This is a genomic window from Myceligenerans crystallogenes (assembly GCF_039529775.1).
Taxonomy (GTDB): Bacteria; Actinomycetota; Actinomycetes; order Actinomycetales; family Cellulomonadaceae; genus Myceligenerans; species Myceligenerans crystallogenes.
In genome coordinates, this window is sequence record NZ_BAAANL010000006.1 from 56,957 (window position 1) to 70,091 (window position 13,135).

The 13,135-nt window shown below is 72.3% G+C and carries 9 protein-coding genes; 1 reads left to right on the forward strand and 8 read right to left on the reverse strand.

The features are described 5' to 3' along the window. Window positions 1-122 precede the first annotated feature (122 nt). Window positions 123-950, reverse strand: coding sequence for a TrmH family RNA methyltransferase (locus tag ABD208_RS14880; protein WP_344104288.1), 828 nt, complete (start codon window positions 948-950; stop codon window positions 123-125). Window positions 951-1,119: 169 nt separating this feature from the next. Between ABD208_RS14880 and ABD208_RS14885 the strand changes: the two genes are divergently transcribed. After that, window positions 1,120-1,842, forward strand: a complete 723-nt coding sequence (locus ABD208_RS14885; protein ID WP_344104290.1) for a sigma-70 family RNA polymerase sigma factor — start codon at window positions 1,120-1,122, stop codon at window positions 1,840-1,842. A 177-nt stretch (window positions 1,843-2,019) separates the two neighbouring features. Here ABD208_RS14885 and ABD208_RS14890 read toward each other — a convergent pair whose 3' ends face one another. The 7 genes from ABD208_RS14890 to ABD208_RS14920 all read right to left on the reverse strand — a co-directional run bounded on the left by ABD208_RS14890 (window position 2,020) and on the right by ABD208_RS14920 (window position 13,116). After that, window positions 2,020-4,986 carry a hypothetical protein gene (locus tag ABD208_RS14890; protein ID WP_344104292.1) on the reverse strand — a complete coding sequence of 989 codons (2,967 nt, stop codon included), beginning with the start codon at window positions 4,984-4,986 and terminating at the stop codon, window positions 2,020-2,022. Window positions 4,987-5,072: 86 nt separating this feature from the next. Continuing rightward, a complete protein-coding gene (locus ABD208_RS14895; protein ID WP_344104294.1) occupies window positions 5,073-6,419 on the reverse strand; it encodes an endo-1,4-beta-xylanase in 1,347 nt (448 codons plus the stop codon). A gap of 145 nt (window positions 6,420-6,564) precedes the next feature. Continuing rightward, window positions 6,565-8,595 carry an ABC transporter ATP-binding protein gene (locus tag ABD208_RS14900; protein ID WP_425561116.1) on the reverse strand — a complete coding sequence of 677 codons (2,031 nt, stop codon included), beginning with the start codon at window positions 8,593-8,595 and terminating at the stop codon, window positions 6,565-6,567. A gap of 73 nt (window positions 8,596-8,668) precedes the next feature. Continuing rightward, the gene (locus ABD208_RS14905; protein ID WP_344104296.1) at window positions 8,669-10,435 is read right to left on the reverse strand and encodes an ABC transporter ATP-binding protein; all 1,767 of its coding nucleotides are present in this window, start codon (window positions 10,433-10,435) and stop codon (window positions 8,669-8,671) included. Between the two features lie 85 nt (window positions 10,436-10,520). After that, complete coding sequence (locus ABD208_RS14910; RefSeq protein ID WP_344104298.1) at window positions 10,521-11,216, reverse strand: TetR/AcrR family transcriptional regulator; 696 nt, start codon at window positions 11,214-11,216, stop codon at window positions 10,521-10,523. 210 nt (window positions 11,217-11,426) lie between these two features. After that, on the reverse strand, window positions 11,427-12,602 hold the full coding sequence (locus ABD208_RS14915) for an SPFH domain-containing protein (RefSeq protein WP_344104300.1): 1,176 nt from the start codon (window positions 12,600-12,602) through the stop codon (window positions 11,427-11,429). Window positions 12,603-12,669: 67 nt separating this feature from the next. After that, entirely contained in the window at window positions 12,670-13,116 is a 447-nt protein-coding gene (locus tag ABD208_RS14920; RefSeq protein WP_344104303.1) for an NfeD family protein, read from the reverse strand. Window positions 13,117-13,135: the final 19 nt, after the last annotated feature.

Consider the following 13,135-nt stretch of genomic DNA (forward strand, 5'->3'; position numbering starts at 1 on the left):
ATCCGCACCAACGATATCCGAGGTCACCGACATCAGCGGAGCGCGCGCCGCATCGAATGTGCCCAGCCAGGGGCCGGAGTGCTATGCCCACGCGGCGCCGGCGGAGCGCTGGCGACAGGCCGTCACCGCGTCGCGTAGAACGCCACCGCCGAAGCCGCCGCCACGTTGAGCGAGTCCACCCCGCCCATCATCGGAATCGTCACCCGCGCATCCAGCAAGCGATCCGTCTCCGGCCTCATCCCGTGCCCCTCGGTCCCGAACACCAGTGCCAGACGCTCATGATCCTGGTCGACAAGCTCATCCAGCGTGATCGCACCTGCACCGAGCGTCATGCCCGCCACATGGAACCCAGCACCCCTCAGCACCTCGATGTCGCCCGGCCACGACTCCAGGCGCGTCCACGGCACCTGGAAGACCGTCCCCATCGAGACCCGCACGGACCGCCGGTACAGCGGATCCGCACACCGCGGCGTCACCAGCACAGCGTCGACGCCAAGAGCTGCACCTGACCTATATATGGCACCAACGTTGGTGTGGTCAACGAGATCTTCGAGCACCGCCACCCGCCGGGCCCCCGCCCCGCCCCGCGCCGCAGCCAGCACCTCGCTCACGGACCCCAGCACCGGCCGGTGCATCGCCGCCAGCGCCCCGCGGTGCAGGTGGAACCCGGTGATCTCCTTCAGCACCGGCTCCTGGGCCACGTACACCGGCACCCCGGGCACCGCCGCCAGCGCGCCCTCCATGGACTCCAGCCACCGCGGCGCCATCAGGAACGACCGCGGCCGGTGCCCGGCCGCGAGCGCCCGCCGGATCACCTGCGAGCTCTCGGCGATGTACAGCCCCTTGGCCGGCTCGTGCCTGCTGCGCAGCGCGACGTCGGTCAGCCGCATGTAGTCGGCGAGCCGTTCGTCGCCGGGATCGTCGAGGTGGACGACGTCGGGGTTGGTCACCACCCGATTCTGCCGCACCGCCCACACGTCCCACCTCGCCCTACGCCCCCGCGCACCCCGCTTCGCACCGAATATCACTCCCAGCGAACTTCTCCCCCTTCCCAGGAACACCAATGGTTCGCTAATGTCCCCACCAAGGTAACTTCGTACACGACGAAGGAGTTCAGTGATGAGAACCGCCAGAGCCTCCCGTTCGCGCCGCTCCCGGAGTTCCGGAGCGCATCCCGCGCTTCCGGCCTCCTACCAGGAGATCATCGAGCGTACGCCGTCGCTCGACCCGGCCGAGGAAGCTCTGCTCCTCGAGCGGGCCGCCCTCGGAACCGCCGCCACCCGCACGCTCGCGAAGACCGCCGTCTCGCCGACACTGCGTGCCGACCTCGAAGCGCGGGTCAAGGCCGGGCAATACTCCAAGGAGCGACTCGTCCTCGCCTACCTTCGCATCGTCCCGGAGGTCGTGACCGCCTACTCCGGCCGCCTTCCGTTCATGGACCTCGTGCAGGAGGGCAACGTCGGCCTCGTGCGCGCGGCCGAGAACTACGACCCGTCGCACGGCACGTTCGCCGCGTTCGCCACCCGCTGGGTGCGCCGATCCGTGGTCCGCGCCATCGCCGCCGGTGCGCGCGCCGACGTCCCCGGCCAGGACTCCGGCACGCCGGACTCCGACGCCGAGCAGTCGGTCCTGCGCCGCCGCGTGCGCCAGGCGCTCGCTCACCTGGACTCCGTCGAGGCCCGCGTGCTGGAGCTGCGGTTCGGCCTCGTCGACGGCACCGCCCGCACGCTCGACGAGATCGGCCGCCGTCTGAACCTCACCAGGGACCGGGTGCAGCAGATCCTCGAGCACGCGCTGGGACGTCTCCGCGACGTCGTCGCACCACTGCCGGCGGCCGCGTAAGGCCCCGCAGGCACCACGAGAACCCCAGACTTACCCCTGAAAGGTGCACCGTGAGGTGCACGGCGGCCCTGCGGGCCGTCCGGAAGGACAACGGCGTCATTCCGAACGGCCCGCAGGGACTCCGACGACGACGCGGGGCCGGCGACAACCGGGCCGACGTCGTCAGGGCCGACGACGTCAGGGCCGGTCGAGGCGGGACACCACTTCGTCCAGCGCCTCCTGGTACGCGGTCGTGCGCGGGTAACCTCCGTGCAGCCCGATCTCGAAGAGATACGCGGAGCGGTCGACCTCCTCGGCGCCGCGGTCGATGTCGTTGGACTCGTACCCGACCACCGGGAAGCCCAGGAAATCGGTGCGCCGCCACAGGTTCACCCAGGCGGGCGGGCCGCCCGCGGGCGGCACCAGCAGTTCCGTCAGCGCACGCCCGCACGGCTCGCCCGCCGCGCCGTCGGCGGTGTCGGCGACGTCGTCCACGTTCCACGGGTCCCCCTTCCACGCCGGCGGCCCCACCGGCGGCAGCCCCAGCGCCCGCGGCCCCAGCAGATCGGGGAAGAACCGGCCGAAGTACGGCCGCAGCTGGACCCCGTAGGTGAGCAGCCCGACCCGCCCGGCGGCCGGCACCTGCTGTTCCAGCGGGTTCCCCGACCGGATGAGCACCACGGCCGCCGCGATCACCGCGCCGATCGAATGGGCCGACAGCACCACGCGCCGCCGCCGGGCGACCGCCTGCCGGTAGGCGTCGTCGGCGACGTCGACCGCCGCGAGCCACGCCTCCACGCGGCTGCGTACCTCGGGGACCGCCCGCTCCGCGTAGCTCGGCGGGCCGAACGGGTGGGCGCTGCGCGGCAGGAAGCACAGCACGTCCCACAGCAGGCCCCACGGCCGGGTGGCGTTGTCGGTCGAGCCCGCCAGCGCGCTGGCGACCAGCGCGCCGGCGAGCGTGCCGAGCATCGGCACGGCCAGATCGGTGAGCCAGGCGGGCACGAAAAGCAGGCCGGCCGGGTCGCCCGGGAACCCCGCCAGGACGGCCCGCGCGCCGGGCACCGCGAGGGGGATCGTCGCCGCCAGCGCCAGCCACGACGCGACCGCGAGCGCCGACACGGACAGCTCCGCGCGATGCGTCATCGCCGCGAGCTGCCGCGCCTGCAGTGCCCTCCGGGCGGCCGGGGTGAGCAGGTCGGGGTCGATCACGTCCCCGGTCCGCGCCCCCGGCAGCCCGCGCCCTGCGGCCCGGGCCGCCCGCGCCCCGGGCCCGCGCCGCGGCCCGGAGGTGTCGACGGCGGGCGGGATCCAGAGGGTGCCGTGCCGGACGGCGTCGACCACCGCGGGCGCCACGAGCGCGGCCATGAGCAGCCCGAACACCACCACGATCACGGCGACGCTCGCCCCGAACTCGGTGTAGACGGGCGGCACGGGCACCATGTCGCGCGGGTCGGCGACCGCGGCGATGTCGACCCAGAGCCCGTCCCGGGACCCGGGCACGATCGAGCGCCCGGGGCTGGACCGCAGGTACCACTGGATCCCGACCACGACGAGGCTCGAGTACACCGCGGCGGCCGAGGCCGACAGCAGCAGGAAGACGCCGGGCCCGGCGCCGCCCCAGCCCTCGGCGCGCGACCCGTTCACCCGCCGGCGCACCACGGCCCAGACGGCCGGGACCGCGAGCGCCCCCGTCGCGACCCCGAGCAGCACCGCGCGGACCGCCAGCGGCAGCGGCCGGCCGCCGGGCACCAGGAGCGTGGCGGCCGCTGTCGCGCAGACGGCGATCACCGGCACCACGGACCAGCACACCGCCTGCCACGGCCCGGTCCGCCGGGCCCGCCGCCACACGAGACCGGTCGAGGCGATCCCGGCGAGCGCGACCACGAGCAGGCCCGGGACGGCGTCGAGCCCGATCAGGGCGGGCGCGTGGGCGGGTTCGCCGGCCCGCGCGAGCGTCACCCACGCGCCGAGCCACGTCACCAGCCCGCCGGCGAACACCGAGAACGCGGCGCGTGGCTTCCAGCGCGGCTCCGCGGGCTGCACGCCGTCGTCGTCGGTGCGGAGCGTGACGAGCCACGCCGCCACGGCCGTCACGGCGAAGCCGGGTGCCGCCGCCCAGCCGGTGCGCTCGGACGTCCACAGCAGGAGCGCCGACAGCAGGCCCAGCGACGCGCCCAGGTGGCTGTACAGCGCGCCGACGCCGGTGCGGCGCGACCAGAAGCCGGCGCGGCGCAGCACCGGCCCCTCGCTGACCGGGACCACCTCGCCGGCGCGCAGCGAGGACACGCGCGACTCGAACCGCACGGTGCCGCTGTACGCGACGAGCACGAGGATCCCGACGGCGGCCACGGGCACGAGCGACAGCAGGCCGAGCCGTTCGCCGTGGTCCATCCGCGCCAGCGAGTACATCCCGGACGGCAGCTGCGCGCAGACCGACACCGTGTCGCCGTCCGACATCCCCATGCACCGGGTGCCGATGGTCGACAGGGCCACCGTCGCCGTCGTCGCCGTGAACAGGAGCGTCAGCAGGAGCGAGAACACGCGGGTCAGGGCCGCCGAGGCGTCCGGCACGAGCCGGCTCGCGGCCGGGTCGCGCGACGCGCCGGGGATGCGCCGCGCCCAGTACCCCGCGTTCGCGAGGCCGAACGGGACGATGGCCACCCACATCACCCGCAGCGCCATCGCGCCGATCACCCCGAGCAGGCCGCCGAACGGCAGCCTGCCCAGGCGCGACATCGCGCCCCACGAGTAGGCCTCGCGGCGCACGTCGTTGCGGATCTCGTGCGGGTCGCCCGGCGGGATCTGCCGGTCCCGGTCGTCACCGGGCCCGGGCGCGCGGTCCCGGGCGTCGGCCTCCGGCGTCGGCACCCAGAAGCTCCCCAGCACGTCGCCGTCGGTCTGGACCACCTCCTCCGGCGCCAGGTCGAGGATGCCGTGCGGCGGCAGGTTCGCCACGCCGTGGATGCGCAGCTCGAGGATGTCCTGCCCGGGCGCGGCGGGCACGGCCCGCCCGCGCGGTTCGGCCCGCCGCACGCCCTGGGGTTCGGCGACGACGGACGACGGCGGCCGGCCCGCCGGCACCGACGACGACGACGGCGGAGGCGGGCCGGCCGGGGAGGACGACTGGACGGACGAGGGATCTGGCTCACTGACGTGGCTCATCGAGAGGCCTTCCGTAGCGGGTCAGCACGAAGGAACGCCTTCAAAATAGGACTCAGGCCACATTCACGCCAGTATCCGCGCCGTGGTCACACGCGGATCTCCGCGGTCGTCGCCCCCGGCGAGGTCAGGGCGACGGCGGAGGTGGAGCCCGCGGCCTCGATCTCGTAGTCCCCGAGGAACCCGGAGAACGTGACGCGCCCCGCCGCGTCGGTGCGCAGGCGCGTGTCGGCGAGCCACCACTCCCCCTTGACCAGCTCGCGAAGCCGGTCGTAGGCGGGCTTGGGCGACCCGTCGGCGCGCAGCAGCCCGCCGGGGGCGTTCAGCCACATCCCGCGGTCCGACAACCCCCAGTAGGTGAACGCCTCCACGCTCGGGTGGGCGAGCAGCGTGCGCAGGTGCCGCTCCAGCTCGTCGGCCTGCCGGGCCTCCCCCTCCGGGGTGCTGGGCCAGTGCTCGACCTGCCAGTCGTTCAGGTCGACGACGTGCGCCGGCATGATGTCGCCGGACATCAGGGTGGTCTCGGTGAAGTGGATCGGCAGCCCGTACCGGGAGAACCGCTCCAGGATGCGTTCCGTCTTCTCCTCGCCCCAGTACCCCTGGTGCATGTGGGACTGCAGCCCGAGCACGTCGATCTCGATCCCCGCCTCCAGCACGGCCTCGATGAGGCACTCGTACGCCGTCGACATGTCGAAGTCGTTGAGCAGCAGCGTCGCCCTGGGATTGGCGGCCCGCGCCTCCTCGAACGCCATCTGGATCGTCTCGACGCGCCCCCGGGCGCGCGCGAGCGGCGTGATCGCGTTCTCCTCGGCCGTGAACACCGGCATGATGACGACCTCGTTGATCGCGTCCCAGACGTCGATCACCCCGGCCAGCCCGCCGGCCTCCCGCCGGATCCGCTCCCGCTGCAGCCGCTCCACCTCGTCCAGCCCCGCGGCCGTGACGGCGTCGCCGCCCTCCCGCGCGACGTCCAGCAGCCAGCCCGGCTGGACCGTGTGCCACATCAGCGGGTGCCCCTTGACCACCACCCCCCGCTCCCGGAACCACTCCGCGGCCCGGCGCAGCTGCCCGGCGCGCGGCGCCCCGCGCTCCGGCTCGAACGTCCCCCAGTAGAAGGGGAGCGTCGCCTGGTTGAACACCTCGAGCCAGGCCTCCGCGAGGCGCTGGTCGTACCCGAGATCCGGCGAGGCCCCGCTGTCCGCCCGGTGATCGGACCCGTATCCGGTCCGCTCGTGGCCGTTGGCGAGATCGATCAGGTCGAACCCGATGCACCCGAACCAGAACGCGTGCCGCTTCTGCCGCACGATCACCTCGGCGTCGGTCAGCGGGGCACCATCGTCCCCCAGCAGGGTGACGGTCGCCTCGGCGCGACGATGCGCGAGCGACGGGTCCGGGATACGGGCAACGGGCGGGCGAAAGAGAGACGACGTCGTCATGCGGCCCACCATAGCCGAATCGATACGATTCCGAAAACGTTCTCCAGGGAACGGCCGTTACTTGCCCGACGCCCGGACCGGCGCCCCCCGGACCGCCGATCGCTGACCTGTCGGAGCCGTCAGGTCAGCGATCGGCGGCCCGCGCTCACGCCGGCGCCGGGGCCTCCTCCTCCGAGGCCAGCGGAGCGGCGAACTGGCTCTGGTACAGGGCCGCATAGGCCCCGCCGGCGGCCAGGAGCTCCTCGTGGCTCCCCTGCTCCACGATGTCCCCGTGCTCCATCACCAGGATCACGTCGGCGTCCCGGATCGTCGACAACCGGTGCGCGATCACGAACGCGGTGCGTCCCTGCCGCAGCCGGTGCATCGCCTCCTGGACCAGCACCTCGGTGCGCGTGTCGACCGAGCTCGTGGCCTCGTCGAGCACCAGGATCGCCGGATCCGCGAGGAACGCCCGCGCGATCGTGAGCAGCTGCTTCTCCCCCGCCGACAGGCTGGACCCCTCGTCGTCGAGCTGCGTGTCGTACCCGTCGGGCAGCGTCCGCACGAACGGATCCACGTGGCAGGCGCGCGTGGCTGCCAGGAACTCGTCACGGGACAGCTCGCCCCGCACGCCGTACCGCAGGTTCTCCTCGATGGTCCCCTTGAACAACCAGGTGTCCTGCAGCACCATCCCGATGCCGCCGCGCAGGGTGTCGCGGGTCATCTCGCGCACGTCGACGCCGTCCAGCGTGATGTGCCCGGCGTTCACCTCGTAGAACCGCATCAGCAGGTTCACCAGGGTCGTCTTGCCCGCGCCCGTCGGCCCGACGATGGCCACCGTCTGCCCCGGCTCGGCGGTCAGGTCCAGCCCGGTGATCAGCGGCTTGTCCGGGCTGTAGGCGAACTCGACGCCGTCGAACACGACCCGGCCGCGCACCGGCCCGCCGTGGTTCGGCACCACGGGATCCGCCGGGTCCGGCTCCTGCTCCGGCGCGTCCAGCAGCTCGAAGACCCGCTCGATCGACGCCACGCCGGACTGCAGCAGGTTCATCATCGAGGCGACCTGCGCCAGCGGCTGCGTGAACTGCCGCGAGTACTGGATGAACGCCTGCACGTCACCGATGCTGAGCTGGCCCGAGGCCACCCGCAGCCCGCCGATCACCGCGATCAGCACGTAGTTCAGGTTCCCGATGAACCCCATCACCGGCTGCATCGTGCCGGAGATGAACTGCGCGCTGCGCGTGGAGTCGTGCAGCTGCTCGTTCTCCTGCGCGAACGTGGCGGCGGACGCGCCCTGCTGCCCGTACACCTTGACCAGCGCGTGGCCCGTGAACATCTCCTCGATGTGCGCGTTGAGCCGCCCGGTACTGGCCCACTGCCTGATGAACTGCGGCTGGCTCCGCCTGGCGATCTGCGCGGTGACGACCACGGTCAGCGGCACCGTCACGAGCGCCACCAGCGCCAGGATCCACGAGATCCAGAACATCATCGCCAGCACGCCCACCACCGTCAGCAGGGAGGTCACCAGCTGCGCCAGGGTCTGCGTGGCGGTCTGGGCGGCGTTGTCGATGTCGTTGGTGACCCGCGACAGGATCTCGCCGCGCTTCTGCTTGTCCACGTAGCTCAGCGGGATCCGGTGCAGCTTCGCCTCGACGTCCGCGCGGAGCGTGCGCATCGTGTTCTGCACGGCGATGGCCGTGATCCGCGCCTGCCACCAGCCGAACAGGAACGCGGCGACGTACACGCCGACCGCCCAGGCCAGGATCGTCACGAGGGCGCCGGTGTCGATGCCCTGCCCGACGACGACGCCGTCCATGCCCGCGAGCATGTCCGCGAGCTGGTCCTGCCCCTGGGCGCGCAGCCCGTCGGCCACCTGGTCCACGGGCGTGCCGGCCGGGACCTGCCCGGCCAGCATCCGCCCGACGACGCCGTCGAAGATGACGTCGGTCGCCTCACCCAGGATCTTCGGGCCCGCCACCATGAGCGCGACCGAGACGATCCCGCTGAGCGTCAGCACGATCACCCGCGCCCGCTCGGGGCGCATGAGCGCGGCGAACCGCTTGAGCGACTCCCCGAAGTTCATCGCCTTCTCCGTGGGCATGCCCATCCCGCCCATCGGGCCACCCCCGCCCGGACCTCGCCGCGCACCGCTGCGCGCGGCCTCGCGGGTGGTCTCGGCGTCCTGGTCCGCGCTCATGCCGCCTCCTCGATGTTCCTGCGGGACACCCGCACCCGGTCGGCCGTCATGATCGAGGCTTCGCCGTTGTCGATCATGCCGCCTCCTCGAGGGTCATCTGGCTCGTCACGATCTCCTCGTAGGTCTCGCTGTAGTTCGCGTGCTCGTGGTCGAGCAGCTCGTGGTGCCGGCCACGGCCCACGATGCGGCCGTGGTCGAGCACGAGGATCTGGTCGGCGTCCCGGATGGTCGCCACGCGCTGCGCGACGACGATCACCGTCGCCTCCCGCGTGCGCGGCTCCAGCGCGGCGCGCAGCCGGGCGTCCGTCGCGTAGTCGAGCGCGGAGAACGAGTCGTCGAACAGGTACACCTTCGGCTCCCGCACCACCGCGCGCGCCATGGCCAGGCGCTGGCGCTGGCCGCCGGAGAAGGTGCTGCCGCCCTGCCCCACCGGCGCGTCCAGCCCCTCGGGCAGCGCCTCGACGAAGTCACGCGCCTGCGTGATCTCCAGCGCCCGCCACATCTCCTCCGTGGTGGCGTCCGGCTTGCCGTAGCGCAGGTTGCTCGCGATCGTCCCGCTGAACAGGAACGCCTTCTGCGGCACCATCCCGAGCAGCGAGCCGAGGTCGTCGGTGGCCAGGTCCCGCACGTCGACGCCGTCGAGCAGCACCCGGCCGCCCGTCACGTCGAACAGCCGCGGCACCAGGTGGAGCAGCGTCGTCTTGCCCGCGCCCGTCGACCCGATGATCGCCGTGGTCTCCCCCGGCGTCGCCGTGAAGCTGAGCCCGTGCAGCACGGGCTCCTGCGCGCCCGGGTAGCCGAACGTCACGTCGTCGAACGTGACCACGCCGCGCGGGCCGCCGCCGCCGGACAGCGCCGCGAGCGGCGTGGGCGAGGCCGGCTCGGTGACCGACGTCGTCGTGTCCAGGACCTCCCCGATGCGATCCGCCGCGACGGACGCGCGCGGCAGCATCATGACCATCATCGTGGACATCATCACGGCCATGAGGATGTACATCAGGTAGGACAGGAACGCCGTCAGCTGGCCCACCTGCATGTCGCCCGAGTCGATCCGCCCGGCGCCGAACCACAGCACGGCCACGCTGGACAGGTTCATCACGAGCATGACCATCGGGAAGGCCAGGGCCATGAGCTTGCCCACGCCGAGCGAGGTCTCGTACAGGTCCTCGTTCGCGCCGGCGAACCGCTCGGTCTCGCGCCGCTCGCGCACGAACGCCCGCACCACCCGCAGGCCGGTGATCTGCTCGCGCAGCACGCCGTTGATGACGTCGATCCGGCCCTGCATCGCCTTGAAGTACGGCACCATGCGCCACATCAGCACGCCCACGCAGACGCCGAGCACGGGGACGACGACGAGCAGCAGCCCGGACATCGTCACGTCCTCCGCCAGCGCCATGATCACGCCGCCCACCAGCATGATCGGCGCCATCACCATGATCGTGAACATCATGATGAGCACCTGCTGGACCTGCTGCACGTCGTTGGTGGTGCGCGTGATGAGCGTCGGCGCGCCGAACTGGCCCACCTCCCGCGCGCTGAAGGTCTGCACGCGCGCGAACAGGTCGCGGCGCACGTCGCGCCCGAACGCCGTGGCGGCCCGCGCGCCAAGGTAGACCGCGCCGATCGCGGCGACCGCCTGGAGCAGGCTCACGCCCAGCATCCAGCCGCCGGTGTTCCAGATGTACGCGATGTCGCCCTGGGTCACGCCCTGGTCGATGATGTCCGCGTTCAGGGACGGGAGGTAGAGGTTGGCCAGCGTCTGGCCCAGCTGCAGCACGAGCAGCAGGGCGACCGCCGTGCCGTAGGGGCGCAGATATCTGCGCGTGAGGGAGACAAGCATGTCGGGTGGGTCCTCGCTGTGGGTTCGCAGAGCGGTGGTTCGCGGGGGTCGGTTCGGGGTGTCGTGGGATCGGGGCCTTCAGGGGTCAGGACGTGTCACGCGCGCCGGATGTGACACGGGTACCACCCGCGCCCGGCGCGACGATGCCGTGCACCAGGGCATCGGCGACGACCGACGCCGGTGGCGGCTCGCTCAGGTGGTCGACGCGGGCGTGGGTGCCCGCGATGGCAGCCTCCAGCAAGGAGACGACGACGTCGAGGGAAAAACGGAGGTCGTCGGCGTCCGGTTCCAGGATGCCCACCAAACCCTCGATCGTCATCGCGCGCTGCATCTCCCGCTGCGCCACGAGGGTCTCGCGGGTCTGGTGCATCTGCCGGTGCCGCTCCGGCGACATCTGCTTCAGCTGCTCGCCGTCCGGGGCGAGGCGGCGCAGCACCTCCATCCAGCGCAGCGCGGCGGACATGCGCGCCCGGCCCAGCTCGATGGTCAGGGTGAGGCGGTCGGCCAGCGGGAGCGACCGGTCGACGGCGGCCAGCTCGTCGCGGGTGCCCGCCGGGTCGGCCGCGCGGAACATGCCCTCCAGGGCGACCGCGCCCAGCAGCGACCACTTGTCGCCGAACGCCCGGAACAGCGTGCCCTCGGCCACGCCCGCGGCCTCGGCGAGCTCCTTGCTGGACACGTCGGCACCGCGCGCGGCGACCACGTCCAGGCAGGCGTCGACGATGGCGGCCCGGCGGGCTTCCGGGGACATCGGCGCGGCACGGCGCGTGGTCGGTGACACGCCGTCACCCTAACTGAGTGAGCACTCACTCCGCAAGCGACGCCCCGGCGCCGGCAGGACGGCACGAGACGTCACCGGCGCACGAAAGAACCGCCGGGGTGAAGCCTCACAAGGAGGTTTCACCCCGGCGGTTCCCTTGCCCGGAGAGTGCCCGCGGACGGCCCCGCCCGGCGGCGCCGTCCGCGTCAGAGCGACACGATCGGAGGTGCCTCAGGGCTGCGGCGGCGCCGGAGGCGGCGGCAGCTCGTCGCCGTCGACGGTACGCGGCTGCGCCTGCGACGACGCCTGGCCGGCCTGCCCGCCCGCGGGACGCTGGCCCCGCTCGGCCGACGGGTCGAACGGCGTGCCCGACCGGGTGCCCGACTCGGTGGCGTCGGCCGTGGCGGCTTCCGCCTGGCGCTGCGCCTCGGCGAGCGCCTCGCTCGGGCTCGGCAGCACGCCGGCACCGGTGAGGAAGTCGGTGGTGGGCACGACCGGGGGAAGCGGGCCGCCGCCGCCCGAAGGCGAGGTGTCGCCCCCGCCGAAGCCCTTGGCGATCGAGCTCAGCGCCGCGGTGAACTCGGTGGGGATCACCCAGTTGGTGTTCGAGGTGCCGTTCGCGAGCTGCGGCAGCATCTGGATGTACTGGTAGCTGAGCAGCTTGGGGTCGGCGTTGCCGCGGTGGATGGCCTCGAAGACCTGCAGGATCGCGCGGGCCTCACCCTCGGCCTCGAGGATCTGGGACTGCGCGGAACCCTCTGCCCGCAGGATCGCGGACTGCTTCTCACCCTCGGCGGTGAGGATCGCGGACTGCTTGACACCCTCAGCCGTGAGGATCGCGGCGCGGCGGTCGCGCTCGGCGCGCATCTGCTGCTCCATGGCGCCCTGCACGGAAGCGGGAGGGTCGATCGACTTCAGCTCCACCCGGTTGACGCGGATGCCCCAGCGGCCGGTCGCCTCGTCGAGCACGCCGCGCAGCTGGCCGTTGATCTGGTCGCGGCTGGTGAGCGTCTGCTCCAGGTCCATCGACCCGATGACGTTACGCAGCGTGGTGACCGTCAGCTGCTCGATCGCGGTGATGTAGTTCGCGATCTCGTAGACGGCGCTGCGGGCGTCGGTCACCTGGAAGTAGATGACGGTGTCGATCTCGACCACCAGGTTGTCGCTGGTGATCACGGGCTGCGGCGGGAAGGAGACGACCTGCTCGCGCATGTCGACGCCCGCGCGCACCTTGTCGAGGAACGGGATCAGCAGGTGGAAACCCGGGCCGAGTGTCCCCTGGTACTTACCGAGACGCTCGATGACCATCGCCACGGCCTGCGGGACGATCCGCACGGCCCGCGACAGTGCCACGACGACGACGATGACGAGTATGAGAAGGACTATCCACAGTCCGACGTTGTCCACGTGCCTCTCCTACTGCGGGTAGCGCCCGCTCGCGTGATGGGGTGGGTGATGCTTCTCGGTGACGGGCTCAGGAGGACTGACCGGCGGGCCGCTGGCCCACCACCGCGATCGCGCCGTCGATGCGCACCACCTGCACGGTAGCTCCCTCGGGCAGCGGAGGCGAGCCTTCGGCCGCGCGTGCCGTCCACACTTCACCCATGAGCTTGACCAGGCCGGTCGTCTCGGTGACCTCCTCGATCACCGACGCCGGGCGGCCGATGTGCGCCTCCGCGTTGGTCAGGCTGTCCGCGCCGCCCTTGTTCAGGAACCTCTTCAGCGGCGGGCGCACGGTCAGCAGCAGCACGACGGAGACGACGGCGAACGTGATCACCTGCATCGCCAGCGGCTGGTCCAGCCCCGCGGCACCGGCCGCGGCGAGCGAACCCCCCGCGAACATGATGAAGACGAAGTCGAGAGTCGTGATCTCGATCAGGCCCAGCAGCAGGGCCGCACCGACCCACCACAACCACTCCATGGCATTCCCCTCCCGCTAC

Bases quoted from the DNA above. Each gene is read 5' to 3' on its own strand.
- ABD208_RS14885 (WP_344104290.1), top strand. From the start codon at position 1,120: ATGAGAACCGCCAGAGCCTCCCGTTCGCGCCGCTCCCGGAGTTCCGGA.
- ABD208_RS14890 (WP_344104292.1), bottom strand. From the start codon at position 4,986: ATGAGCCACGTCAGTGAGCCAGATCCCTCGTCCGTCCAGTCGTCCTCC.
- ABD208_RS14895 (WP_344104294.1), bottom strand. From the start codon at position 6,419: ATGACGACGTCGTCTCTCTTTCGCCCGCCCGTTGCCCGTATCCCGGAC.
- ABD208_RS14900 (WP_425561116.1), bottom strand. From the start codon at position 8,595: ATGAGCGCGGACCAGGACGCCGAGACCACCCGCGAGGCCGCGCGCAGC.
- ABD208_RS14905 (WP_344104296.1), bottom strand. From the start codon at position 10,435: ATGCTTGTCTCCCTCACGCGCAGATATCTGCGCCCCTACGGCACGGCG.
- ABD208_RS14920 (WP_344104303.1), bottom strand. From the start codon at position 13,116: ATGGAGTGGTTGTGGTGGGTCGGTGCGGCCCTGCTGCTGGGCCTGATC.